This is a genomic window from Aquirufa regiilacus (assembly GCF_032470275.1).
GTDB lineage: Bacteria > Bacteroidota > Bacteroidia > Cytophagales > Spirosomataceae > Aquirufa > Aquirufa regiilacus.
Window position 1 is genome coordinate 15,237 of the sequence record NZ_JAVNWW010000005.1, and the last position, 26,270, is coordinate 41,506.

Below are 26,270 nucleotides of genomic sequence, written 5' to 3' on the forward strand. Positions count from 1 at the left end.
TACCTTTGGCAAACCTGGGAGGATTGCCAAAGGTAAGGGTAGAACACGAAAATTTTGATCAGTAAACTGGTAAATTCAGGCCCACATTGTAGGGTACCCATGCGGCCTTCCGACAATCCCATAAGGGGGATTCAGCATAGCGCATTTTTTTAAAGTCAACGTAATTAACAAGCTTTTGATAAGATGCTGCAGGTATACCATTGTAGCGATCAATGAACAATCGTTGTTTGCTTTTACCTGCCACCATGAAGTAACCAAGAACCTGGCGCTCCGGCTTATTCAAGCATGTCAAATTACCAATAATCTGCGCAGGAACTTTATCAAAAATCCCACCACCCAATGTCCGCTGATCTTCTTGACGCTTCCAAAACTGATGGGTCGATTGGTCGACATGATACACTTCCAATTGCACAAACCATTCCGTAAAGTCATCATAGGGAACAGATGCTAAGAACAATGCAATTTCCCGACCATCCAAAAAGGCATCATCAGCTAAAATCGGCTGGGTGTTTTGAACAGCTTGCCAACATTTATTGTAACAAATTGGCACCGGAGCTGGCGGCGCAGGAGGCGTCGGACAGGTGGTCAAAAATTGAATGAAATCTTGTCGTTTGACTAAATAATAATCATTCTGTCCTCGTGAATCTTGAACACTTGCCCGCACGTTAAAATGCATTTCCTCCACTTTCTCAGCATTGGAATAAGTGGATTCAAACGACTTTAAATCAACGGGCTTCGTTAACTCTTGCCAAGTTGATGCAATGGCTAAACCATCCGGCGTCATGATTTTCAATTGGTATTTTTTACCCACTTGCCCTTTAAAAGTGGCAGGCGTCTGGTACATACCCTTTTGAATTTCCTTCAAGCTGATGGCTGCACCTGACTCATCCACAATGCGAACATCAGCCCCTGGGATTGATTGCCCCTGAAATTGAGTCGGATCAAAGGGCGAATACCCAGATGTATAATTAATCCGAACGGTATAAGGTCCAGCCAAATTTGACATCTCCCCATAGACCACCACGGCATCACTCAAATTCTCTGTTTTGAAATCCGTAATTTCAGTCTCACAGGAGAACAAGCCCAACAAGCCAACAAATGCCAATATCCTCCTCATCAAAATTTAAAATTATAGGTTACAGATGGAATTGCAGCTCCCAAAACTGATAATTGATATGTTCTAGCCTGATTAATCAAGCCCGTAGATGATCTAAAAAAGATCGAATAAGCGTTCTGTCTAGACAATATATTGTAGACAGAGAAATTCCAACTTCCCTGCCAGCGTTTTCCTTCCTTAGGCTCAATCGTAAATCCAATATCCATCCGCATGTAAAATGGAATTCGCTCTTGGTTACGCAATGTGAAACTTGGACTCGAATAGCCATCCAATAAGGGCTGAATCGTCGTATTGGTCAAATAGGTATTGTTGGATCCTCCATAGGTATACGTCGTAGGCGTCAAACCCGGCCGCGGGAAAATACCATTTGCATACCCGTAATCATACAAATCATTAAAGGCATAAACCTTGTAACGTGCATTAGGATAGGTGATAGGTCGACCAGACGTGTATGTAAAATTCGCATTAAACGAAATGCGCTTGGTCAAGCGATTATTCAACACAAACTTAAAATTATGTGGCATATCAAAATTGGCCGGAAATTCCTTGCCAAAATTTGCTGCCATTTGGTTTTCATTGGCTTCAATCAAACGAAATGACCGCGCATAGGTATACGAAACCCATCCCGTCAAACGTATACCACGCGCCTTTTTCAAGAAAAATTCTGCCCCATAGGCACGTCCTTTCCCAACCAGCAATTGTGTTTCAACCGTCGGGTTTAAATACAAAGCAGCCCCATCGATGTAATCAATCACATTCGATAAGCGCTTGTAATAAAACTCAGCCGAGGCCTCGAATACTGCATTTTGGTCGTTGGTGAAATTCTTAAACAAACCAATCGAATACTGATCCGCCACCTGCTGCGGCAAATAAGGATTCGAATTTTTCCAAATATCCACCGGCGAAACGGCCATCGTATTCGACAACAAATGCATGAATTGTTGCATCCGATTAAAGCCTAATTTAACCGATGTGTTTGTATCCAACTTCACCGCCAAAGACAAGCGCGGTTCAAAACCCCCATAGGCTAGAATGACATCACCACCTTGATATTGTACAGTATCAACGATGGTATTTAAGGCTCGAGGCATGCCTGACTTGTATTGATAAAATGTTTGGGCACCCAATAACTGATAATAGGCATAGCGAAGTCCATAATCCAAACTAACTCGCTTTCCCAATGGCAGACTATGTCCCACATAAACCGACATTTCACGGGAATTTTCCGCTTGCATGGGGAAGGTATTGACGACGGATTTTTCCGAGCTAGGCTTAAATGTACCCGCATCATTTCGGTAAGCATTGAATTCTGCCCCTAAATCGACACGACCCAATTGTTTTAAATCAAGACTTAGATCTTCGCGAAGGGTCTTTTGAGCAATCGATGGCTTCCAAGCAAACTCATAACCCGATTTTAATCCATCAATTCCATAGGCATAATCACTCGCAAATGCGGTGAAATGATGTGACCAATTCTTCCAAAGGGCATGGTGCTGAAAACTCAAAGTCTTCGTCTCCCAAGAATATAAAGTATCCGAAGCGAATTTGAAACCATCATGACTGATGTAGCCAGACAAGGAAATACGTTGGTTTTCGCTCAATTTATGCGTCAACTTAAAGTTTACATCGTAGAAATCAGCTTTGCTTTTCTGTAATGCGGGATTCGGAAAATAACCTAGATAAAAATCCGACATGGAGCCACGTGCACCCAGAATCAACGACGTTTTCCCTTTGACCAAGGGGCCATCCACCAATAAGCGACTGGAGATGGGGCCTACCCCACCTTGGATTCCCCATTTATCAAAATTACCTTCTTTGACGCGAACATCTAAGACGGAAGACGCCCGACCGCCATACATACTCGGGATACCGCCCTTGTACAAACTTAAATCCTGAACCATGTCGGCATTAAATCCCGTAAAAAATCCAAATAAATGGGACGTATTGAACAAAGGGACACCATCCAATAAGACAAGGTTTTGATCCACATTTCCTCCGCGCACATTAAATCCGGAAGCGCCTTCCCCGACCGTGGAAACGCCAGGCAATAACATGATGCTTCGTATTACATCGGCCTCCCCCATCAAATTGGGAAGCTTTTTTAAGGTCTTGCTGGACATTTTTTCCACCCCCATGATGGTACGATTGACATTGGCATCCGACTTCTCTGCCGAGATAACGACCTCATCTAGAATCTGTTCCGACTTCTCCAAGAAGATTTTTACCTGGGCATTTTCCTTTAAATCTATTCGACCCGTCTTGAATTTATACCCCAAGCTGCGATAAACCATTTGATAGGAACGTGAGGGCAAAGTGACCGAAAAATGACCACTAGAATCTGTCCGTGCACCGATCGACAAGCCTGAAAATAAGACAGATGCCCCCTCTAAAGGAGCTTGGGTTTCAACATCCTGAATGGTTCCTGAAAAAATAAAGTAGCCTCTTTTTTGACCCAGCGAAGCGAAGGACAAGAGCAAGCAACACATAAGCAATACCTGCCTCATCGTTTTTTGTTTCGTAAAATTAAAATTCCTTTAGCAGTCTTCCAGGCGGGATCAAATCCGCCTGCAGGGAACTTCGCCACGGCATGACTGCCTAAAACGACATCCAAATCCCCATCCCCTTCAATGTCGGCAATATCCATCACCGACCAGCGCCCCAAATGATTCACTGGAATGCTTCGTTGATTAAACGCTTTACCTGTATTTTCAAAATAAATCAAGCCTTCCGCAGGACGATTTGCTACGTCTGGAAATAAGGCAATCGATATTATGTCTTGATCCCCATCGGCATCCAAGTCAGCTAACATCACCTTAGTCGCACCATTTTGTGGATAAAATGCTTGTTGCTTGAAGGTCATATTTCCTTGATTCGTGTAGACGTAGACCCCGTGATAAGGCTTTAAAATCGTTGAGAAATCAGCATTATCACCCGCTGTACAAACGATATCCAAATCGCCATCGCCATCCACATCACCCATATCAAAGGAACTCGTTCCATAAATCGACGGAAAGCGTAAGAGGCGTGTTTCTTCAAAATTTAAGCCTCCTTTATTCGTATAAAGCATGATACGTTCGTCTCCTTGGGCAAATAATGTAACGATATCCAATCGTCCATCGCCATTAAAATCGCGGACATACACATGCGTCGCACCCGTCTGCGGATTTAAGGTTTTCTTTGTCCAGTTGGTTCCTTTTTTCTTCCATACCGACATCCCTCCTTGCATGAATCCAAATTCACTGCTGATTAATTCGTCCTGACCATCTCCATCCAAATCACGAGCCTTTAATTCAATGGGGCGATTTAACCCTTTGATGAGCATGTTTGGCTCTCCAGAAGTGTATGCTTTTATTGAGCCATTCACATCCGGATTTGCCTGCGTAGTAGTCCCAATAAATGTAAAAAGGTATTGCCCTTTCCAAGGTTCGATGTAGGTCAATGCATCTTGGTTTTCCAATTGCTGTTTGGGTTTTCCTGTGGCATCCAATACCCAGATAACCCGATTGGATTGATCACCCGCGACAATTTGATGCTTCAAAGCATCGATTCGTACCGCAGTAAAATTTGGAATCGTTGCATTTGCTTTGGAAACAGCTAAATCTTCAATGGCGAATAATTCATTTTCCTCTGGCAATGCAGGGTAAGCTGGCATGGCTAATTCTTTGGGAGCCTCCGTAAGATAATATTCCTTGATTTTTTCCCAATCCTCATCCGGAATCATTTGAGACGCCGGTCGCATGATGGCATAATCGGAAAGCGGTTTTTCCAATTGGTCTATCTCATGCGAAACGCCCAACATAATTCCCATATAGGGAAGCGTCGAGTATTTCCATACATTTTGTGGCAACAAAGCTGGGCTGGGTAGCATGTGACAAGACGCACAGTATTGTTTGGCCAATTGCTCGCCTTCCTTTACATCACGTTTACAAGACGCAACCGCAATGCCTAGAAATAGTAGCAATCCGAGGATTTTCCGCATTAATTCAGCTTTTTAAAGATTTGCATCGTAGCCGAGTTACGCGTCACAAAATACAATGGCCCCTTGGGTGTATTGATAATCTTCATATCCCGCACATCACCATCTTGTAAAAATCCGGTTTCCGTCGGAATCATGGGACTAAATCCGCCTTTCCCATTTCCTTTAAGAATCAATCCAAAGAAAGCATCATAACGGGCCTGGTACATCGAAGCCCCATTGAAATTACCTCCCAATAGAACGTCCAAATTGCCATCCTTATCCACATCTTCCGTACGCAAAACCATCACTTTCGAAACCTGAGCCAATGCTGGCAAGAAGTGCATCTCAAACTTCCCTTTTCCTTTGTTTTCGATATACACGGATTCAAAAGTATTTACCATGCGCTCCGTGGCTCCTTTCAATTCACTATCACCGAACAAATCCTCAATCGTATTCCCCGCAAACTCGTTGTACTTCGTGTATTTCTTGCTGATGATGCTTGGGATTTGTTTGCCCATCTCATCTTTGCTGTTAATCGGATACCAATCATCCCCGCGATTGTACGAGATGATGTGCTCTTCTGTATCGTTTTTGTCAATGTCTTTGATCAACATACGTAATTTCCCATCGACTTGCTTCCGCAATTTGGTGTTCGTTCCTAGATTACCTACCACAAAATCCACATCGCCGTCTTTATCAAAATCTCCTGCGGTTAAACCACCCCAGAAACCGGTAAATTCTTCCAAACCATTCTCAACCAAGGTCAATTTCCCTTTTTGGTTTTCATATGTTTTAATCGGCATCCAATCCCCTACGACTGTTAAATCTTGGTCACCATCCCGGTCGATATCTGCCCAAATGGCTTCTGTCAACATACCCGCTTCACGAAGGTCAGGCGCTAAGGCCTGCGTACGATCGCTGAATTGACCCTTACCATTATTGACCAACAGATACGACTTAGGTGAATAACCGTAATGATAACCCACGACACGTCCACCTACGAACAAATCGATATCCCCATCCCGATCAAAATCGGACGGACGAACAACGGATTTATTATCATACATCGCAGGTAAGGCTTTGGCATCACGTGTAAAATTACCTTTGCCATCATTTTTGTATAAGCGATCAAACTGCTCAGGCATTTTATCAAAAAACTCATTTCCGCCCGTTACCACATATAAATCCAAATCCTTGTCACCATCGGCATCGAAGAATAAGGCATCCACATCCTCATACAAACTATCCACTTTGAACGAAGCCTGAGGAGAAAGCGCAAAACCGTTTGGCTTTTGAACATATAATTGTCCCGCTTGGTATTTTGCTCCGCCCACATAAAAGTCTTCTAATCCATCACCATTCACATCACCTACGGCCATTTTAGGCCCCTCGATGGATACTTTGAATGGAACTAATAATTCCCGATTGAAATCGAAATAGGTGTTTTCTTGATGTAAATAGGGAATAGTAAATGCATTAGTCACTTCCTCGAAAAGAGCTTTGGTTTGCGTGAAGAATTGAAAATCCTTGACAAGCATTTGTGCATTCTTCTGATCGAGTGTCAACAGCTCATTGATTTTGGGATTTTTGATAATCTGCATCTTCTCATTTTCCCAAATCACAATCATCGAATCCACTTGGCTCAATTGACCGATACCGAACAAAAGCATAGGCTCCACTGAACTCATAAAACCTCGTGTCGGCATCATCTGCTGAAGCTGTTGGCCGTCCTTCGTTTTCAAGATCACCTTCGCTCCAATACCGAAGGTATTCATGCCTTCGCCCTTGAATTTAACTTTCACAAAATTGTTCTTCAACAACTCACGCGAATGATTTTCGTAAATACCCGCCGGCTCATTTAGGTTATTGGAAATCAAATCCAAATCGCCATCATTATCTAAATCGGCATACGAACTACCATTTGAAATTCCTTCTTCTTCAAATCCCCAAGCCAATGATTTATCCTTAAAGCGCAAATCCTTCGATCCCTGATACAAGTAATTATGCACCTTACCGCTAGGCATCAAATCGATAGCTTCTTGATCCAATTTATGTGAAGTGGGTAATCCGTAATGCAAGGAATCACCAATGACGAATTTCAAGTAATCCAAGTCATTCGGGCGGCGCAAGATTCCATTCGAAATAAAAATATCTTTCAAACCATCCCCATCATAATCTGCCATTAATGTGCTCCAGCTCCAGTCCGTAGCCGCCACACCGGAAGATGCCGCGATATCCGCAAACTTCTGGCCACTCATGTTAAGTTGCAAACAGTTCCGACTGTATTGATTGAAATAGCCAAACTGCAATTTGTACATGTAGATATCCAAAGGGTCTTCCCCAACAGATGATTTCTCTACTTTTTCATCTTCAGGATACATATCCAAAGTCATGACATCTTGGTAACCATCGTTGTTGATGTCAGCAATGTCTGAACCCATCGAGAAACGACTTAGGTGCTTAAAATGCTCCTTGATTCCCTCTTTGTAGGTACCATCTTTCTGATTGATGTAATAATAATCGTCTTCGTGGAAGTCATTGCTGACATAAATATCCAACCAACCATCATTGTTCAAGTCGGCAACCGAAATCCCTAAACCATAGCCCATCGCCGCTTGGTAAATACCCGACTCTGCCGAGATATCCTTGAATTTGCCCCCATCGTTTCGATAAAGATAATCGCCTGCCTCGTTGTCCTTCAACATACGCGTATTCACGCGGTCGTAAGAACGCGTGTTATGTACAGCATGATTCAACAAATAGCAATCCAAATCGCCGTCTTTATCATAATCAAAAAAGGCTGCCTGCGTGGAAAATCCAGTAAAATCCAAACCAAATTCATTGGCTTTCTCGGTAAATGTATTGTCACCATTATTGATGTACAATTCATTCGAGCCTTCCATGCCTTTAAAATTACTCACAGCACAAACATAAATATCCAAGAAGCCATCGCCGTTGACGTCGGCCATGGTAACACCCGTTTTCCAGTCGGAGAACCCTGCCACACCCGCCTTTTCGGAGATGTCTTCAAATTCCATGTTCCCCTTATTGAGGTATAATTTGTTTTTCCCTTGATTGGAGGTAAAAAACAAATCAACTAGGCCATCATTATTGATATCGCCTGAAGCAACACCACCCCCATTGTAAAAATAAAGGTAATCGAGGATGTTAAAATCGGGCGTTTCCTTGATTTGATTCGTAAAATCGATGTGTGTTTTCGAGGCGGGTAATTTCTCGAACAATTGCACATCATCACCTGATTTACACGCTAGGAAACCAATGGATAAAATGAAAAATGCGAGATACTTATTCATATACGACTATTATTTAACTTGAAACACTTGTGCTTTGTCATTGTTTTTAGCGAGGACAACAAAATTCCCTCCTTTTCCTTTTGCAATCGCCATTTTACGAACTTGGCCACGGGTCTGAAAACCTGTGTCGTTTGAACGTTTAGCAGCAAATTTTCCTTGCCCTAATCCTTTGAGCATCAAACCATACAAGGCATCGAAACGTCCCCATTCAGGCAAAGAATCAAAGAAATTACCTGCTAAAAGGATATCTACTTTACCATCGTGATCAAAGTCGGCCACTTCAATTCCACGGATCGGCGAAAATTGCGCTTCATAAGGCAAAGACTGCAAACTAAAGTTTCCTTTGCCATCATTTATCAAAAACGCTGACTCAGTAGTCGTGATTTGGCGAAGTACCATCTCAGCACGTTGATCATCCGAATACAATTCCTCTACCGACTTATTCGCATAATCCTTGTACTTGATGAATTTCTGTTTGATCGCTGGTGTTGCGCGCTGTAATTCACCCTTCAGCACCATTGGGTAGGTATTACCATCTTCCGTTACGCAGGAAATAATCTGTTCGACCGTTCCATTTTTATCAAAATCATTGACCGATAAGGTAGCAGGAAATTCCGTAGATGCTTTGATTTTTGAATTAAGGCCAAAGTTTCCTGCCACAAAATCCATATCGCCGTCACCATCAATATCAGCAGGTTTCAAACAGCCCCAAAGACCTTCTGATCCTGGAACCATTTCTTGTTTGACTAATTTTCGACCAAGTTCGTTTTTAAATACCACGATTCCGCCCCAGTCTTGTGCCACAACTAAATCAGCATAGCCATCTTTATTCACATCAGCCCATTCCGCATCGGTCACCATGCCTAATTCACCAATCTCCGGCATAAATCGTTTTGAGTAGTTTTTGAAACCGCCCGTACCGTCATTGATGTACAAATTACTACTTGGGCTCATGCCATATTTGGCAGAAAGCATCCGAGAACCCACGAATAAATCTAAATCACCATCATGATCCATGTCGGCGGCCGTAGCACATGATCCATTTTCAAAGATGGTTGGGAAGCGTAAATCACGCTTAAAATTCCCTTTACCGTCGTTCAAATACAACAAATCATGCAATTCAGGCGCATTGATATCAAATTCATTACTTCCCGTTACGACGAATAAATCCAAGTCTTTATCACCATCAGCATCAAAGAAAATAGCATCCGTATTTTCTGTCGTTTGGTCTAAGTTAAAATCAGATTGAACACTTTCCTTAAATTGACCAGAGGCTTGCTGGATGAATAATTGCTTCTTCTGTCCTGCCGAACCCCCTAAGTAAAGATCATCCAAGCCATCGCCGTTGACATCACCTACGGCCATCGCGGGACCTTGGGTAGACAGCTTTTGCTTTAATAACACATCGCGATCCCAATCATTGAACATGCTTTCTTGATGTGTATAATTCAATTTCGATGCCGTCACGTCAGCGAATAATTGCTTGGCAACAAATGGCATAAACTTAAATGTAGAAGATGCGTTTGCATAATCAAGCGTTAAAACCTGATCTACCTTTACATTCTTCAATGTCTGCATGCGATCGTCAGGCCAAATAATATGCAATGAATCGATCTTCGCATTTCCCCCTAAACCAAAGACCATTTGGTGATCACTTGAGGATTGAAATCCCCGATTCGGCATTTGCTGTAATACTTTAATTTTTCCTTGTTGGAACAAAGTCACCTTCGCCCCGATACCATTTAAATTACGACCTGTACCTTTCAAATGAATGGTCAGATAATGGTTTTTCAACTTCTCATTGGTCTTATTTTTATACACCGAAAGCGGTGCATTGACATTATTAACGACAAGATCCAAATCCCCATCATTGTCTAAGTCTCCATAGGCCGAACCATTGGAGAAACCTGGTCCTTCCAATCCCCACGATTTCGCTTGGTTAGAGAACTTTAAGTTCCCTTCATTTTTATAAGCATAATTGGGAATGGGCACAGATGATATCTTATCCGTGAATTCTTTGTAGTCGAACTTCTTCCCGTTCAACATTTGTTGCATGGTGTTTCGGTCTCCGAGAAAATCGACAAAGTCTTGATCTGTCAAATCCTTGGCAATACCATTGGCAACGAAGATATCTTTTTGACCATCGTTGTCCATGTCGAAGATTAATGCCCCCCAAGACCAGTCGGTGGCATGTACGCCGGCCAACTGACCCACCTCGCTAAAGGTGCCGTCACCATTGTTCAACTGCAGGTTATTGCGCATGTATTGATGCCAAAAACCACGTTTCAATTTCAAGTCTACCAGGTTATAGCCCTCGAAAATAGATGTTGTTTTTAAGCGGCGATCGTCTCCAGGAAGCATATCGGTCACGAAAATATCGAGGTTCCCATCGTCGTTGATATCCGCAATATCCGCCCCCATGGAGCTTAATGAGATATGCGGCATTTGCGCTTCTAAATCTTCTTTAAATGTTCCATCGTGCTGATTGATGTATAAATAATCACGCTCGTAGAAATCATTTGATATGTAAATATCGGGCCAATTGTCATTGTTGACATCCCCGATTGTAATACCTAAACCAAAACCAATTAAGCTGCCGTAAATGCCAGCTTTCTCGGACACATCCGTAAACATGATGCGCTTACCATCGGGACTGTCGTTGCGAAACAACTTATCCCCTCCTAACTTATCGCGCATATCGCGCAAATTTGTGTAACCTAATTTATCGATGGGTGTAAAACTGTTGTTCAACAGGTACATATCAAGATCCCCATCGCGATCGTAATCAAAAAATGCGGCGTGTGTAGAAAGTCCTCCATCTGCTAAACCCGCTTCCTGTGCCATTTCTTTGTACGTTGGAACCCCTCCCTTAACACCTTGATTGATGTATAATTGGTTTCCTCGTGCATCCCGAGAACCGGAATTACACACATAAATATCCATTAATCCGTCACCATTAACATCGGCAAAAGTTACGCCAGTCGACCAGAATTTCTTTCCAACAATCCCGGCTTGTTTGGTAATGTCTTCAAAATGCATTCCCCCTTTATTGAGGTAGAGTTTATTGTCTTCGAAATTTGAGGTGACAAATAAATCGGAAAGCCCGTCATTATTGACATCACCGATTGCGACACCACCTCCATTATAGAAATTACGGTAGTTGAAAATATTGAATTCCTTTTTCTCCAAACTTCGATTAACGAAGTCAATACCTGTTTCGGAGGCAGGTAATTCTTCGAAGAGGGTGTCTTCTTTGGATGAACAGGCGAAGGTTAAAAATGCAACGCTACAAAGGAGTACAAAATGCTTCATGGACGAATCAAAATAGACTGCAAAAATACAAAAAAGGGACTGTTTATAAAATAAAAAGGCAGAACCAATAGCTCTGCCTTTTTACTAAATTCAGTACGAATTAATACCCAGGGTTTTGTTTCAACAATGGGTTAGCATCGATACGTGGTTGTGGAATTGGGAACAACTCACGAGTCTTATCTAATTTCTTCATGAACTTACGCTCTAAAGAGAATGTACCGAAACGAATCATATCGTTACGTCTCCATCCTTCCCAAGCAAACTCACGACCACGCTCAGCTAAGATATTAGCTGCAGTGATTTCAGTTAAAGCATCAACACCTGAACGCTTACGGATTGTGTTCAAATCAGCTAACGCTTCAGCAGTTTTTCCTAAACGGAAAGCAGCTTCAGCACGCATCATGATCGCATCAGCCAAACGGAATACTACGTAGTCATTTGATTGATCCCCGTTCGGGTTGTTCTTTTGGATCTCATATTTTTGAGAACGGATACCTGCAACTTGGAATTCTGGATCTGCATCCGTCATTTGGTCCTTGTTGAAGTCAGCGATAAACGCTAATGGAGCACCTTTAGCATCTTTCAATGCAGCACCAGAAGCAGCATATTGCTGACCTTTGATCCACATTGAATTACGTAAATCTTTCGACTCGAATGAGTTGTAGAAATCCGCTAAAGTACAGAAACCGTTCCAAGGTGAGTTACCCAAACCATACGTTTGTTGGTTAGCATAGTGCAACGTTCTCATTTGGAAGTTCATACCACCTGCTTTGAAGCTATCGTAAGGGATAGTCCAGATGTTCTCTCCTGATCCTTCGTTAGCAACGATGAAGTTAGAAGCTGTAGAAGAAGATAATGAATATCCGTTTTTCGAATTGATTACCGCGTTAGCAGCATCATAAGCACCTTGCCAATCAGCAGTACCTGAATAAACAGCAGCATTCAACTTCATTTTAGCTAACAACATACGTGCAGCATCTTGCGTCATACGAGAATATGCTTTTCCTGGCAATAAGTTAGGAATAGACTCAGTCAATTCCTTAACAACGAAAGCATAAACTTCAGCACGTGTTTTTGTTCCACCTGCAGAAGCGTTATCCGTTACGATTGGGACGTTTCCAAACGCATCAACAGCCATGAAGTAATAGAAAGCACGTACAGCACGTAACTCATCTACTGCTTTTTGGTTTGTCTTAACAACTGGGATCAATTGGTTAATCTGAGAGATGTTACCAAAGATGAAACCCCACATACCGTTGATAGGACCGTGTTGTGGAGTCCATGTGTGGCGAGAATAAGCCAACCAGTCACCACCATCATACCAGTCACCACCACGTGTAGGAACGATCAACTCATCCGAAGATGCTTCACTTGGATTGAACCAATCCCATGTGATACCACGAAGACCACCGTAAGCAGGTCCTAGTGCCGCAGCAATCTGAGCATCCGTTTTCAAGAATTGATCCGCTGGGATCGCATCATAAACTGGCTCAGTTAAATCTGTACAAGACGATAGGGCTAACGAAGCGAAAACACCTACTGAAAGTACTTTATAGATATATTTTTTCATTTTATTAATAATTTTATTTATTCGATTATTTAACTAATTGAATACGATTTTGTTTGATTAGAACGAAAGATTTACACCCGCTGTAATCGCACGAGTTTTGTAGTAAGTCTCACGAACGTCAATACCCGGAGCAGCAGAACCAATTGCTAAGTTTTGGCTAATCTCTGGATCAACACCTGTGTATTTAGTAAATACAGCTAAGTTGTTACCTGCTACGTAGATACGAGCACGCTTGAACACGCCTTTCACTGGTAATGTATAACCGAATGAAGCGTTATTGATACGTAAGAAATCACCTGACTCAACATAGTAATCCATTGGGATTGTACGCTCATCGTTGATGATTGAAGTCAATGCAGATTTCAATGCACCTGATTCAGCTAAACGACCATCTTGACGACCTAACAACAAGCTGTTCGTGTTAACAATCTTAGCACCTAATTGGCTTGTCAATTGGAATTGCAAGTCAAATGCTTTGTAACGGATGTTTGTAGTCAAACCACCAACGAAAGTTGGGTTAGGATTTCCAATATACGTACGGTCAGCAGCGTTAGGATCTACAACACCATCTCCGTTCAAATCTTGGAATACGTATTTACCGTTTTCGATTTTAGCGATTTTAGCACCATAGAATTCACCTACTGGGTGACCTGCTTGTAATACTGAGAAGTTAACAGCAGATGTACCACGGATGAATGAACCTAAAGAAGTAGACAAAAATACTTGGTCTGGAGCTGCGAATGAATCATTTTTCAATGAAACGATTTCGTTTTTGTTGAAAGAAGCAGCTAACGTAGTAGCGATGTTCCAATCAGTGTTCTCTAAGATTTGGTAAGTTAATGACAACTCAACCCCTTGGTTTTTCATCGATCCGATGTTAGCCAACATTGTTGGGTATACATAACCTTTCTCTTGTGGTACGTTTACTGTGTATAACAAATCTTTTGTTGTACGTGTGTAAACATCCAAGTTACCAGTCAATTTACCTTTTAATAAAGAGAAGTCGATACCACCACCGATGTTTTCGTTAATCTCCCATTTCAAGTTAGGGTTCGGGTTAGATTGGATTGAGTATGCAGGCAAGAAATCGTTTGCAGCACCATCAAAGTAAGAACCTGAAGCTCCGTAGAACGATTTAGATAACAACGGACGGATACCTTCCGAGTTACCAGTTTGTCCCCAGCTAACACGCAATTTCAAGTTATCGATTGTTGAATTACCTTTCAAGAAAGCTTCTTCAGATAATGCCCAACCAACTGAAACTGAAGGGAAAACACCCCACTTGTTGTTATCACCAAATTTCGTAGAACCGTCACGACGAACGTTAACAGTTGCGAAATACTTATTCAATAATGAATATTGAGCACGCGCTAAGAATGAAACCAATTTGTATTCGTTCTTGTATGAGAACAACAAGTTGGGATTAGTACGAATACCTAAACCTGAACCTAAGTTGTTCGCTTCGAATGCATCTGTTAAAAAGTTATTATTTCCCGCACCGAAACCATCAGCAACGACATCTTGGTAAGTGTAACCAGCCAAAACGTTCAATGTAGAAACATCGTTCAACTTCTTTGAGTAGTTCAACGTAGTCTCTAATTGCTTATCCGTAATCGAGTTCAATTGACGGTTTGCAGCGTTACCACCTACAGTAGCTAATAAGTTACCTGGAGTAGATTTCGCGAAGTAAGAACCATCAGCTGTTTGCGTACGCAAAGTTCCTGATACGTTAAATACTAAACCATCTAAGATTGTATAACCTGCAGAAGCATTGAACAAGAAATCGTGCAAACGTTGTTTGTTTGATTTGCTTTCAATTGTAGCTAATGGGTTAAAGTTTGCGAATGTACCTGGGATTTGGAAATAAGTTCCATCTGCATTGTACACGGGATCTGTAGGACGCATGTTCATTGCGAAACCTACTGCACGGTTATCAGTAAATTGGTTGTTCGTTTGAGAAGCAGACATATTTACTTTCATCGCCAATTTACCATCGATTGCTTTCGCATCTAAGTTCAAACGACCTGTCAAACGCTCTTTACCTGAACCTTTCAATGTACCTGTTTGGTCTAAATAACCAACAGATGCACGGTAAGATACATTTTCAGAACCACCTGACACACCCACGTTGTGGTTTTGTGAGATAGCTGTTTGAGTAATAACATCTAACCAATCTGTGTTAGCTCCTAAATCGTCAAATTTTTGACCGTATTTAGCAGCAGCAGCACGGAATTCAGCACCGTTCAACAATTCAGGACGTTGTGAGATAGACTCAGAACCAGCGTATGCTGAATAATCAACCGTAGGAGTACCTGATTTACCACGTTTTGTGTTGATCAAGATAACACCATTCGCTCCACGAGAACCGTAGATCGCAGCAGAAGATGCATCACGTAACACGTCCATCGATAAGATATCTTCTGGAGCAATGTTTTCGATAGGCGCACCAATCACACCGTCAATTACGTATAATGGCTCAGAACCTGCGTTCAATGAACCCGTACCACGTAAACGAACTGTTGGACGAGCATTTGGATCACCAGAAGCCTGTGTGATAACCAAACCTGCAACTTTACCTTGTGCAGCAGCTAATGGATTCGTTACAACACCGGCGTTGAAATCACGAGAACCTAAGCTAGTTACTGTTCCTGAAATTTCTTTACGCTTTTGCGTACCGTAACCAACAACCACAACTTCTTCCAAAGATTTGTTGTCAGCAGCTAAAGAAACGTTTACAACAGATTTAGAACCTACTGCAACTTCTTTACTTGTGTAACCTACAAAAGAGAATACCAACGTCGCGTTCGACCCAGCATTAACTTTATAAGTACCGTTTGCATCTGTTTGAGCACCACGAGTGGTACCTTTTACAGCTACAGAAACACCTGGGATACCTGAGCCATCAGCGGCATCAGTTACTTTTCCCGTTACCACATCTTGAGCAAAAGCACCCAAGGAAATTAACAGTGCCACAGCAACACTAAAAGCTTGTTTGAAGCCTAGGTTACTTACACTTGATCGCACAAGGCGACCCACTCTTTTGTAAGAATGAATCATAAGTGAAAAATTAAGGGTTAAAAATGATTAATGATTCTTTGTGATTTTGTTTCAACCAAAAACTGCTATGTAAACGTTTAGAGTCCAAGGCTAATTTCAAAACCAAGGCAAAAAAAGGAAGAATAAATTGAATAAAAAAATGATTTTAATTAATGAATCAAGGATTACGGCCTAGTAAATTGTACATAAATTAGATTTTCTTGAAAAGTAGCACAGTATAGGACAGGTTCTCGAAATAATCTAATTTATACCTATATAGATGCTGTTCGGTATATTTAAGTCCTGAAAGTGCCCAAAACAGCCCAAAAGCGATTGTATTTTTTCAATAGAATTTTTTTTCAAAAAAAAATCAAATTATTTATCGGTAAGGAATTACCTGTGAAGGAATTATCGTAAAACGGAATAATCCAATTAATTGTATATTTTGGACAGTGCTATGCTGTATATCAAAATTAAGGTAATGGATCGTAACCACTTCCGCCCCAGGGATGACAGGATGAGAGACGCTTCACCGTCAATCGAAACCCCTTCAAAAACCCGTATTTAATAAATGCTTGCTTGGCATATTCAGAACATGTAGGCTGATACCGACAAGCGTTTGGCAAGAAGGGCGAGATTAATCCTTGGTAGAGGCGAATTAAGAAGATGAATATGTATTTCATAGGAATTTCCAATTGAACCCCCGAATGTAAGCAATCAACCTAAATAAAGATGAATCCTCACTTGATTAAAAACTCGATTTACAGTAAATTGCTTTGAAATGAACCGCTTTATCCATTACATGTTGAATTTACCCAAAGGCCCTAAGATTATTGGCGCATTAACCATCTGCACGCTCATTGGCTTACTGATTTCATCGCACCCGACGAAAAGTTTCTTTCATGTTAAGACAAGCACCGAGAAACGCAATGATAGCCTAGCTAATTTATACAACCCCGAAATTGCCAAACAGAAATCCATCAAACTTGACACCTTCTTCTCGAAGCTTCAAGCAAAATCGGGATTCAACGGCGCCGTTCTCGTTGCCCAGTATGGGAAGATCATTTACAAGAAAGGGTTCGGTTATGCCAATTACTTCACAAAAAGCAACATCAATACACATACGCACTTTCAATTAGCCTCCGTATCCAAACAATTTACGGCCGTTGCTATTATGCAATTGCACGAAAAAGGCTTACTGAATTATGATGATGCGATCTACAAACATATTCCAGGTTTCCCATATGATTCAAGCCTAACCATCCGGAGTTTATTGACGCACAGATCAGGTCTTTCGGACTATGCCTACAACATGGATAAAGTCTACGATAAAAAAATTCCTCTAACGAATCAAAAAGTTGTCGAAATGATGATTCGCTTGAAACCGCATATCGACTACAGACCTAATGCTAAATTCAGCTACAACAATACCAACTACATGTTGCTAGCCTATATCGTTGAGAAACTCAGTGGCATGAATTTCAGAGAATATGCCAAAAAGAATTTATTCGAACCCGCAGGCATGTCGGAGTCATTCATCTACGATCCCATGCATCCCGAAATGCTGCGCACAGCGGCTACAGGTTATGTACCTCGCCGCGGCGGACCCGTGGTGTCGGAATTCAATCACTTAGATGGCGTAACAGGAGATAAAGGTATTTATTCAACAGTAGAAGATTTGTACCACTGGGACGTCGCACTCAATGAAGAAAAGCTTGTGAAATTCACGACATTAGAAGAAGCATTTACACCCCAACATACCTCCCCGAAAGTATTGGCTAAAAACTACGGGTTCGGTTGGCGCCTAGCTCAATTGGATAACGGCGAGTGGCTAACTTACCATACCGGGTGGTGGCATGGATTCAAAAACTATTATTTACACAATCCAAAAGACAACTCTGCCATTATCATTTTAGGCAATATGGCAAACCATGCATTGGGACGCGTCAATATTGTACAGTCTATTTTATATCCAGAAAAGGCTAACTTGTTCATGAAAGGTGAACCCTTGCCGACAGAATTTGTCCTTGGAGGCAACTAAATCCAACAACTATGAAAAAAATCATCACACTAAGCATCTGCCTGCTAATGACGAGCACGCTTACCTTTGGCCAAAGTACAGATGAGGCAATCAAAGCAACGGTCAATAACTATTTCGAAGGTTTAACGACAGGCGACACAGCAAAACTCGGCAAGGCATTTCATTCCTCTGCGATTTTACGTACCGTGAACGCGAGCACAGGAAAGATTCAAGACTTCCCGATCAAAACCTTTATTTCCAAAACTCCAGCAGGTGGCGTTAAAGCAACAACTAAATTAATTAGTTATTCGTATGCGGGAATATCAGGTTTAGCGGCGGCTGAATTACAATTCGCCGATTTTAAATACATCGATTTGCTGAGCCTCTTACAAGTAAATGGTGAATGGAAAATCGTAACTCGCGTTTTCAGTCGGGTAGAATTAGACGTAAACCTCAAAGGAAGTGGAGCTTCAAGTCCCAAAGTGGCAGCTCCCGCGGCAGCGAAAAAAAGCCCAGCAAACATTAAACCCAAGAAGGATGATGGTTGGTAGGTCTTAGCCCCTTTGGCAAACCTTGTAGGATTGCCAAAGTTTGAGGCGTATTTCACGCCGATTAAATTACCTGAGCGAACAAGATAACTAAAACTTTTGTAGAGGCGCGAAGTGGGAACTGCACTCAAAAAGTTGGACAACTTATTGGGTGCAGCTCATTACATCGTCTTTTTCTATTAACCCGACAAAAACAAAAAAAGACGCAAACGCGTCTCCAAAGTCCAAAGTCTAATGTCCAACGTCTATCTGTGCAACAGAGATAGCGCAATCGAACTCAACAACATCAATATCCCCAGCACAAAAAAGACGGTTGGGTTCAAAACAGGAATTGTAGATTCATTCAACGAAGCCTCATACGGATTTTCAGTCAGATAACGTACAGGAACTTCCTGACCCACCTCACAATTTTTCGCTAATCCTTTATCCGCCTCCCGACGAAATTCGCTTCCATTGACATGGTAAGAGACGATGGGAAAATATATTGGGAATCGACCCGAATGATCATCGCGCGCATAGCGCTTCGAGATTTCGACGATTTTGCCATAGGTCATTTTAGAATGTGCAATCCACTCCTTCCGCTTTTGGTAAAGAATTACCCCCACGCCTATCAATGCCAAAGCAATAAATGAAAATAGCACCAAGAACAAGGTCATCGAACCTTGAAACGAACCCGTAGGCCTTCCTGATATTAATAAAACACTTGCTAAATTCATGGTATAATAAACACTCCGGGCTACCTGCCTTTTAAATTTTCATCAAAAAACGGATAAATATTACTGAAAATCAAATACTTAGCCTTTGCAACTAAAAGCCCATCAAGTTGCATTTTGAGGGCAGAAAATGGCATTTTTGCAAAAATCGAAAAAATAGGATTCCATTTTGACCCATTCTTTGAAAAAATAGGAGAATTATTGGATTTTACCTTTCCAAAATCATCCCAAAAGCCCCAAAAATATATTTTCCGAAAATTTGATATTTCTTTCAAATTCGTATTTTTGACCTGCAAGAAACCTATAATGATGAAAAATTCGACTAAAATTCAACTCATGACCATGATGTTCCTTATGTTCTTCGGATGGGGAGCATGGTACGGCCAAATGAGTAAATATTTATTAAGCACACTGCATGCCACCGGTGACCAAGTAGGAAATGCTTACCTCACCTTCGCGCTTGCGTCACTCGTTGCTCCATTTTTCGTAGGATTAATTGCCGACCGCTTTTTCGCCGCACAGAAAGTGATGGGGGTTTTAAACATCATCGGTGGTGGACTCTTGTATCTATTAAGTCAAACGACTGACCCAGAGGTTTTCTTTTGGTACATATTAGCCTATACACTCTGCTTTGCACCGAATCTAGCTTTATCCAATTCCATCGCGATGAAACAAATGCAAAACCCAGAAAAGGAATTTGCTAATATTCGCGTAACCGGAACGGTTGCTTGGATTGTTGTCACCAATATCATCGGATTCTATGCTTTGGGTGATCATGTGGCGATTTTCCACATTGCCATGTATAGCTCTTTCGCGCTCGGAATCTATTCCTTTTTCTTGCCAGATACGCCACCTAAAGCCGACAAGAACGCCTCCATCGCTCAAATTGTAGGACTCGATGCCTTAAAATTATTCAAAGACAGATCGTTTTTAATCTTCTTTATTTCATCCATTCTCATTTGTATCCCACTCTCCTTCTATTACGCCATGGCTAATCCATCCTTAACGGATTCCCACATGAGCAATGTAGAAAACAAAATGTCCTTAGGCCAGGCTTCCGAAGTTATCTTCATGCTGTTGATCCCTTTTGCATTCACACGCTTAGGCGTCAAAAAAATGTTAATTGTTGGACTAATTGCCTGGATAATCCGTTTCATCTGCTTCGGATATGGCGACGGTTTATCAAGTGAATGGATCCTTTATATTGGAATTATTCTACACGGCGTTTGCTACGATTTCTTCTTTGTGACGGGACAGATATATACCGACCAAAAAGCAGGTCCGCATATCAAAAATTCAGCGCAGGGCTTAATTACACTGGCCACCTACGGCGTAGGCATGGGCATTGGATCGAAACTTTCCGGCATTGTTCTAGACATGTATACCTCAAACGGAATACACGATTGGCAATCCGTTTGGATGGTCCCAGCTGGAATTGCCGCATTAGTATTGGTACTATTTATGCTCTTCTTCCACGAACGAAAACAGGCCGCTTAAGTATTCTTGATTTTTCGTAACATCCAAGGCATGATGCTTGGAGCCAATTGCTTAACAAATAGGCCAAAACGCTCCAAGGCCCCGCCGACAAAAAACTCATTTTTACCTTCTGAAACGGCTTCAACGATCTTTTGTGCTGCGACCGCCGGATCAAGTCCTTTGGCCTGATTAGGATCCATTTTGCCATATTTTTCCCCATGCTCGTTCATCGCATGCAATGAAATCTCGGTACGAATATACCCAGGTAAAATGGTGCTAACTTGAATTCCATGCCCATGTAACTCCGCTCGAACAGAATCAAAAAAGCCAATAAGCGCATGCTTAGACGCCCCATAAGCCGCTCTTCTTGGTGTCGAAATCCGACCCGCCACAGAGGCAATCGGCACAAAAATACCCGCTTGTTGCTTTTGAAAAACAGGAATAACCTGTTGGACCAAATGAACAATCGAAAAGAAATTGATTTCAAACAACCGACGGTACACATCAAATTGTGTATCCAAGACGAAGGACCTTTGGCTAACGCCCGCATTCAAAACTAAGACATCAATGCGACCAAATGCTTGAATAACGGCCTCAACTTGTTGCGCATGAGTAGCAAGGTCGACCATGTCAAAGGGCAAGACCAACATGCTACCCCCATGTGACTCGCAAGCCTGGGCAACGCGCTGCAATTCCGCTTCTCTGCGTGCCGACAAAACCAAATTAGCGCCTTTTGAGGCATATTCATAGGATAAAGCTTCGCCGATACCGGAAGATGCGCCCGTGATCCAGACAATTTTGTTTTTGAAATCCATAGGTTAAAGGTAAGAAAAATACCTCCGAACATTCAATATACTAACCCCAGGTTTTAACCTGGGTACCCCTAGAAGCCTAGGGCTATAAACGCTCTAACTCCCGAAAGAACTCGGCCATGGGATTCACTTCTAATAGCTGTAATTTCTGCCACAGTCGAATCGCTTTCGTCATCAAACCACTTTCAATTAAAAATCCATCATGCCCATACAAGGAATCAATCACTTGAAAAGATGCACCCGGAATATGTTTAGCTAAGAATTCCTGCTCCACGATGGGAAACAAGGCATCGGATTTAATCCCGATAACCAGTGTATTCGACTTGATTTGCTTTAAGGCAGGAATAATTCCTCCCCGATTCCGACCCACATCTTGTGAATCCATCATGTTGGAAAGGATGTAATAAGAAAAGGCATTAAAGCGTTGGGCCAACTTCTCTCCTTGATAACGCTGATAGGACACGGCTCGCAAGGTTTTCTCGAGTGAATGATCCTGGCGCGCTTGTGTAATTTGATACGTTTCGTAGTTACGGTATGAAATCAAGGCCGTAGCACGAGCTGCCTTCATCCCGTCAATTCCCGCCTTTGGATGGGATTCTCCCCAAGTTTTGTCCAACTCGATCGCCATTCGCTGGGACTCGTTAAACGCCACTCCCCACGGCGAATGAACGGCATTCGTTGCAACCAAAATCAAGTTCTGAATTAAGTCTGGATTAATAATCCCCCATTCGACAGCCTGTTGACCGCCCATCGACCCACCGATACAAGTCTTGATGGTATGAATTCCTAAATCTTGACGAAGCAATTCAAAAGCATTGACGACATCGCGGATTGTTACATCAGGAAACGCATGAAAATAAGGTTCGCCGGTTTGAGGATTCGTTGACAATGGCCCCGTAGAACCATAATGAGACCCTAAAATATTGGCACAAACAATGAAATTATTCTCGGGATTAAACAATTTACCTGGTCCTACAAGCCCTTGCCACCAGTCGGCGACATCCTGACTTCCAGTAAACGCATGGCAAATCCAAATCACGTTATCACCAGCTGCATTCATTTGGCCCCAGGTTTGGTAAGCCAAATCAATTTCAGGAAGCGACGTGCCGCTTTCTAGTACAAATGTATGGGGATAGTGATAGTGTCTAAATTCTGCTTGCATCATCAAAGCTTTATATTTCCCTAAACAGACAAACGCCTGGGGTAGGAATTAGCACCGGGGTCAAATTTTGACGGGTTGCCAGAAGATCAATGAGCCTAGTCTCTCCCTTCTTCTTTATAATTCAATGCTTCACAGCGACTGAATGAGGGCACAAAGTAAATCAGGAAATCAGGATTTTCCAAAATTCTCTTGATATTTGCCCTATGAAACACCTAATACTATTTTATATAGGCTTCGCCGTAATTCTTTATGCGATTAGCCAAAGCGCATTGGTATACTTACTGCACCCAAACGTTTCCTTCATATTTACCTTTTTGGCATTTCAGTCCTATTTAACTTATAGCATTGCACAAATCGGACTAAAAGATGGAAAAGAAAAATTCATCCAATTTCAGATGATAAACTTGACCATACGCTTCATATTAAGCCTTTCGTTCATTGGATTCTTCGCCTATTCAGGCACCCCGGAAATATTCTTATTTGTAATCAACTTTTTTGTACTCTATTTATGTAGCGCAAATTTTGAAATAATTGGCTTGCTTCGTAACTTGCGACGTTTTTAGAAAAGACTGAATTTATTTTTCTTTTTTTTCTGCTTAAAACAACGCTAATCAACGAATTAGCAAATCATTTGAAAACAAAATAGTAAAAGCAAGAATTACGATGCCGATTAAGACTTTTTTAAAGAAAATGTATTTTTCAAATATAATCCTCGGATTATTATTCAGTTTTTCAAGCTTTTCGCTGCTTGCGAATGAAGAGGCTGTAGCACATGACTCAACGCAAGCACATGCGGCAACTCCTGCTGCGCACGAAGCAGAATCAACGAAATTTGATCCAGGTAAGTTAATCTTGCACCACATCGCAGATGAGCACGATTGGCATTTCTTCACGGTTGGGCATTTCCATGCGACATTGCCATTGCCTTGCATCGTATATACGGCATCACGTGGCGTAGTGGTATTTTCATCGGCCAACTTTAAAAACGAACACCACGAAGAAATTCCTTACAATGGATTCCTATTAGAGCACGGAAAAATACACGCAGAGAATGGAGAGAAAGTTTATGATTTCTCTATTACGAAAAATGTGGCTTCATTGATGCTTTCAGCAGTATTATTGCTAACAATCTTCATCGGAATCGGTAAGCGTTACAAGGAAAATCCACACCGCGCACCGAAAGGCATCCAATCGATGTTCGAGCCGATTATCATCTTCGTACGTGATGAAATTGCAAAAAACAATATTGGCGAAAAACACTACCGTCGTTTTATGCCATATTTATTGACGGTCTTCTTCTTTATCTGGTTCAACAACATGTTGGGCTTAGTTCCAGGCGGTGCCAACTTAACTGGTAACATCGCGGTTACGTTAGTATTAGCCATCATCGCATTCTTTGTAACGAATTTCAATGGCCGTTCGACATATTGGACACACATCTTCGCGATGCCAGGTGTACCGAAATGGATGTTGGTTATTTTAACTCCTGTTGAGATCGTGGGTATTTTCATGAAGCCTTTCTCGTTAATGGTTCGTTTGTTCGCAAACATCACAGCGGGTCACATTATTTTATTGAGTTTAGTTTCCTTGATTTTCATTTTTGAAAATGCAGCATTGGGTCTCGCAGTAGTTCCTTTCTCACTATTCATGAACGTGATCGAGCTGATTGTTGCCTTTATTCAAGCGTTTATCTTCACCATGTTGGTTTCAACCTACATCGGAGCGGCGGTTGAAGAGCATCATCATTAATAATTTGTATTTTTTTTAATTTATATAAACCCAAATCGTATGTCTATTTTATCGATTTTATTAGAAGTTTCTGTAGGTCTTGGTCTTGCAGGTATTGGTGCTGGTTTAGCTGCTTTAGGAGCTGGAATGGGTATCGGTCGTATCGGTGGTTCTGCAATGGAAGCTATCGCTCGTCAACCAGAAGCTTCTGGAAAAATTCAGGGTGCGATGTTGATCGTTGCTGCCTTCGTTGAGGCGGTTGCGTTATTCGCTGCTGTAATTTGTCTATTGGTAACTTTGAAATAAGATACCAATCGAATAAGCCTGAGGGATAGCCTTTGAATCCTTATTCAAAACATTTAAAACGCAATTTGGAATGCGATAGGCGCCAAATTGCGTTTTCTAAAAAACGAAATACTGTAAATATTTATATATTATGGAGTTAATTACCCCAGACTTTGGACTTATCTTCTGGCAATTACTTGTCTTTGGAATCTTATTTTTCCTTCTAGCCAAATTTGCTTGGAAACCCATCATTCAATCGTTAGCTGAACGTGAGCAATCCATCGACGAAGCGATCAAATTATCAGAAACAACACGTGCTGAAATGGCCGATTTGAAAGCTGGTAACGAACAATTAATTAATTCGGCACGTGCTGAGCGCGATGCATTAATCAAGCAAGCAAAAGAAGCATCTGACGCGATGATTGCGCAAGCGAAATTAGATGCACAAACAGCCGCTAACCAAGAAATCGAAAAAGCACGCGTTGCATTCGAACAAGAAAAAGCGAGCGCTGTAGCAGCCATTCGTAAAGAAGCAGCTAGCCTATCGTTAGACTTAGCGGAAAAAGTGTTAAAAAGCCAATTAAAAGACAAAGCAGCTCAGGAGAAATTAGTTACTGAGTGGATGGCTGACGTTAAATTATCTTAATCGAATAGACCATGTCAGAATTAATTGTAGCTCACCGTTACGCTAAATCTTTGCTTGACTTCGCCATTGAAAAAAATGCCGTAGAAGCAGTAGCAAAAGATATGATCGATTTCGCAGAGACTTGCGAAGGAAGCCATGAATTAGTCTTAGCACTTAAGAGCCCAATCATTAAGCATTATACGAAATTAGCTATCCTAGCGAAGCTATTTAAGGATAAATTCAACCCTGTTACTTACGGCATCTTTGTGATTATCACAAACAAGAACCGTGAGAAAATTCTTCCTGCCGTGGCAAAAGAATTCATCTCGATGTACACAGATTACAAAGGAATACAAAAAGCAACTGTTACTACAGCTTCTACGCTGACTGCAGATCAAAAAGCTACGGTTTCTAAAATCGTCAAAGATTACACAGGCAAAGAGGTAGAATTGATCGAAAAAATTGATGAAAGCCTTATCGGTGGTTTCATTTTGAAAGTAGGCGACCAACAAATCGATGATTCGATTAAGCGGAAGCTGAACGATCTGAAAGTTTCTTTAGCATCTTAATCAAAAGGCCTTGGGAACAAGGCCT

General features: G+C 41.7%; 20 protein-coding genes and 1 riboswitch. Of the genes, 8 read left to right on the forward strand and 12 right to left on the reverse strand.

Translation table 11 applies throughout. From position 1 onward, the window contains the following. Window positions 1-58: 58 nt before the first annotated feature. The 8 genes from PQG45_RS09750 to yidD all read right to left on the reverse strand — a co-directional run bounded on the left by PQG45_RS09750 (window position 59) and on the right by yidD (window position 16,990). Entirely contained in the window at window positions 59-1,117 is a 1,059-nt protein-coding gene (locus tag PQG45_RS09750) for a DUF4249 domain-containing protein (protein WP_315577024.1), read from the reverse strand. Next, window positions 1,117-3,621: a TonB-dependent receptor gene (locus PQG45_RS09755; RefSeq protein ID WP_316070784.1), complete on the reverse strand. Its 2,505-nt coding sequence runs from the start codon at window positions 3,619-3,621 to the stop codon at window positions 1,117-1,119. The genes PQG45_RS09750 and PQG45_RS09755 overlap by 1 nt, the downstream gene beginning before the upstream one ends. Continuing rightward, entirely contained in the window at window positions 3,618-5,096 is a 1,479-nt protein-coding gene (locus PQG45_RS09760) for an FG-GAP repeat domain-containing protein (protein WP_316070785.1), read from the reverse strand. Before PQG45_RS09760 ends, PQG45_RS09755 begins: the two co-directional genes overlap by 4 nt. Next, a complete protein-coding gene (locus PQG45_RS09765; RefSeq protein ID WP_316070786.1) occupies window positions 5,096-8,389 on the reverse strand; it encodes a VCBS repeat-containing protein in 3,294 nt (1,097 codons plus the stop codon). Before PQG45_RS09765 ends, PQG45_RS09760 begins: the two co-directional genes overlap by 1 nt. A gap of 9 nt (window positions 8,390-8,398) precedes the next feature. Beyond that, window positions 8,399-11,701, reverse strand: a complete 3,303-nt coding sequence (locus PQG45_RS09770) for a VCBS repeat-containing protein (protein WP_316070787.1) — start codon at window positions 11,699-11,701, stop codon at window positions 8,399-8,401. 100 nt (window positions 11,702-11,801) lie between these two features. After that, window positions 11,802-13,271: a RagB/SusD family nutrient uptake outer membrane protein gene (locus PQG45_RS09775; RefSeq protein ID WP_316070788.1), complete on the reverse strand. Its 1,470-nt coding sequence runs from the start codon at window positions 13,269-13,271 to the stop codon at window positions 11,802-11,804. A 57-nt stretch (window positions 13,272-13,328) separates the two neighbouring features. Beyond that, a complete protein-coding gene (locus PQG45_RS09780; protein WP_316070789.1) occupies window positions 13,329-16,328 on the reverse strand; it encodes a SusC/RagA family TonB-linked outer membrane protein in 3,000 nt (999 codons plus the stop codon). Between the two features lie 452 nt (window positions 16,329-16,780). Next, entirely contained in the window at window positions 16,781-16,990 is a 210-nt protein-coding gene (gene yidD, locus PQG45_RS09785) for a membrane protein insertion efficiency factor YidD (protein WP_315577017.1), read from the reverse strand. A gap of 98 nt (window positions 16,991-17,088) precedes the next feature. Between yidD and PQG45_RS09790 the strand changes: the two genes are divergently transcribed. After that, the gene (locus tag PQG45_RS09790) at window positions 17,089-18,348 is read left to right on the forward strand and encodes a serine hydrolase domain-containing protein (protein ID WP_315577016.1); all 1,260 of its coding nucleotides are present in this window, start codon (window positions 17,089-17,091) and stop codon (window positions 18,346-18,348) included. 11 nt (window positions 18,349-18,359) lie between these two features. Then, window positions 18,360-18,878 carry a nuclear transport factor 2 family protein gene (locus tag PQG45_RS09795; RefSeq protein WP_316070790.1) on the forward strand — a complete coding sequence of 173 codons (519 nt, stop codon included), beginning with the start codon at window positions 18,360-18,362 and terminating at the stop codon, window positions 18,876-18,878. Window positions 18,879-19,120: 242 nt separating this feature from the next. Here PQG45_RS09795 and PQG45_RS09800 read toward each other — a convergent pair whose 3' ends face one another. After that, on the reverse strand, window positions 19,121-19,591 hold the full coding sequence (locus PQG45_RS09800; protein WP_315577014.1) for a DUF3592 domain-containing protein: 471 nt from the start codon (window positions 19,589-19,591) through the stop codon (window positions 19,121-19,123). A gap of 20 nt (window positions 19,592-19,611) precedes the next feature. Further along, entirely contained in the window at window positions 19,612-19,863 is a 252-nt protein-coding gene (locus PQG45_RS09805) for a hypothetical protein (RefSeq protein ID WP_315577013.1), read from the reverse strand. A 34-nt stretch (window positions 19,864-19,897) separates the two neighbouring features. On the opposite strand from PQG45_RS09805, the gene PQG45_RS09810 reads away from it, so the two are divergent. After that, entirely contained in the window at window positions 19,898-21,085 is a 1,188-nt protein-coding gene (locus tag PQG45_RS09810; protein ID WP_316070791.1) for a nucleoside permease, read from the forward strand. Here the strand turns inward: PQG45_RS09810 and PQG45_RS09815 are convergent. Then, a complete protein-coding gene (locus tag PQG45_RS09815; RefSeq protein ID WP_316070792.1) occupies window positions 21,082-21,879 on the reverse strand; it encodes an SDR family oxidoreductase in 798 nt (265 codons plus the stop codon). The genes PQG45_RS09810 and PQG45_RS09815 overlap by 4 nt on opposite strands. A gap of 82 nt (window positions 21,880-21,961) precedes the next feature. Continuing rightward, complete coding sequence (locus PQG45_RS09820; RefSeq protein WP_315577138.1) at window positions 21,962-23,038, reverse strand: homoserine O-acetyltransferase family protein; 1,077 nt, start codon at window positions 23,036-23,038, stop codon at window positions 21,962-21,964. A gap of 7 nt (window positions 23,039-23,045) precedes the next feature. After that, window positions 23,046-23,161: riboswitch (SAM riboswitch) on the reverse strand. 80 nt (window positions 23,162-23,241) lie between these two features. Here PQG45_RS09820 and PQG45_RS09825 point away from each other — a divergent pair. The 5 genes from PQG45_RS09825 (at window position 23,242) to atpH (ending at window position 26,245) form a co-directional block, all read left to right on the forward strand. Continuing rightward, complete coding sequence (locus PQG45_RS09825; protein ID WP_315577010.1) at window positions 23,242-23,601, forward strand: hypothetical protein; 360 nt, start codon at window positions 23,242-23,244, stop codon at window positions 23,599-23,601. A 100-nt stretch (window positions 23,602-23,701) separates the two neighbouring features. After that, a complete protein-coding gene (gene atpB, locus PQG45_RS09830; RefSeq protein WP_316070793.1) occupies window positions 23,702-24,787 on the forward strand; it encodes a F0F1 ATP synthase subunit A in 1,086 nt (361 codons plus the stop codon). Window positions 24,788-24,826: 39 nt separating this feature from the next. Further along, window positions 24,827-25,072, forward strand: coding sequence for an ATP synthase F0 subunit C (atpE, locus tag PQG45_RS09835; protein ID WP_130894949.1), 246 nt, complete (start codon window positions 24,827-24,829; stop codon window positions 25,070-25,072). 130 nt (window positions 25,073-25,202) lie between these two features. Next, window positions 25,203-25,697 (forward strand): F0F1 ATP synthase subunit B, encoded by a 495-nt coding sequence (gene atpF / locus PQG45_RS09840; protein ID WP_315577008.1) that lies wholly within the window; start codon window positions 25,203-25,205, stop codon window positions 25,695-25,697. Window positions 25,698-25,708: 11 nt separating this feature from the next. Next, a complete protein-coding gene (gene atpH / locus PQG45_RS09845; RefSeq protein WP_315577007.1) occupies window positions 25,709-26,245 on the forward strand; it encodes an ATP synthase F1 subunit delta in 537 nt (178 codons plus the stop codon). Window positions 26,246-26,270 lie beyond the last annotated feature (25 nt).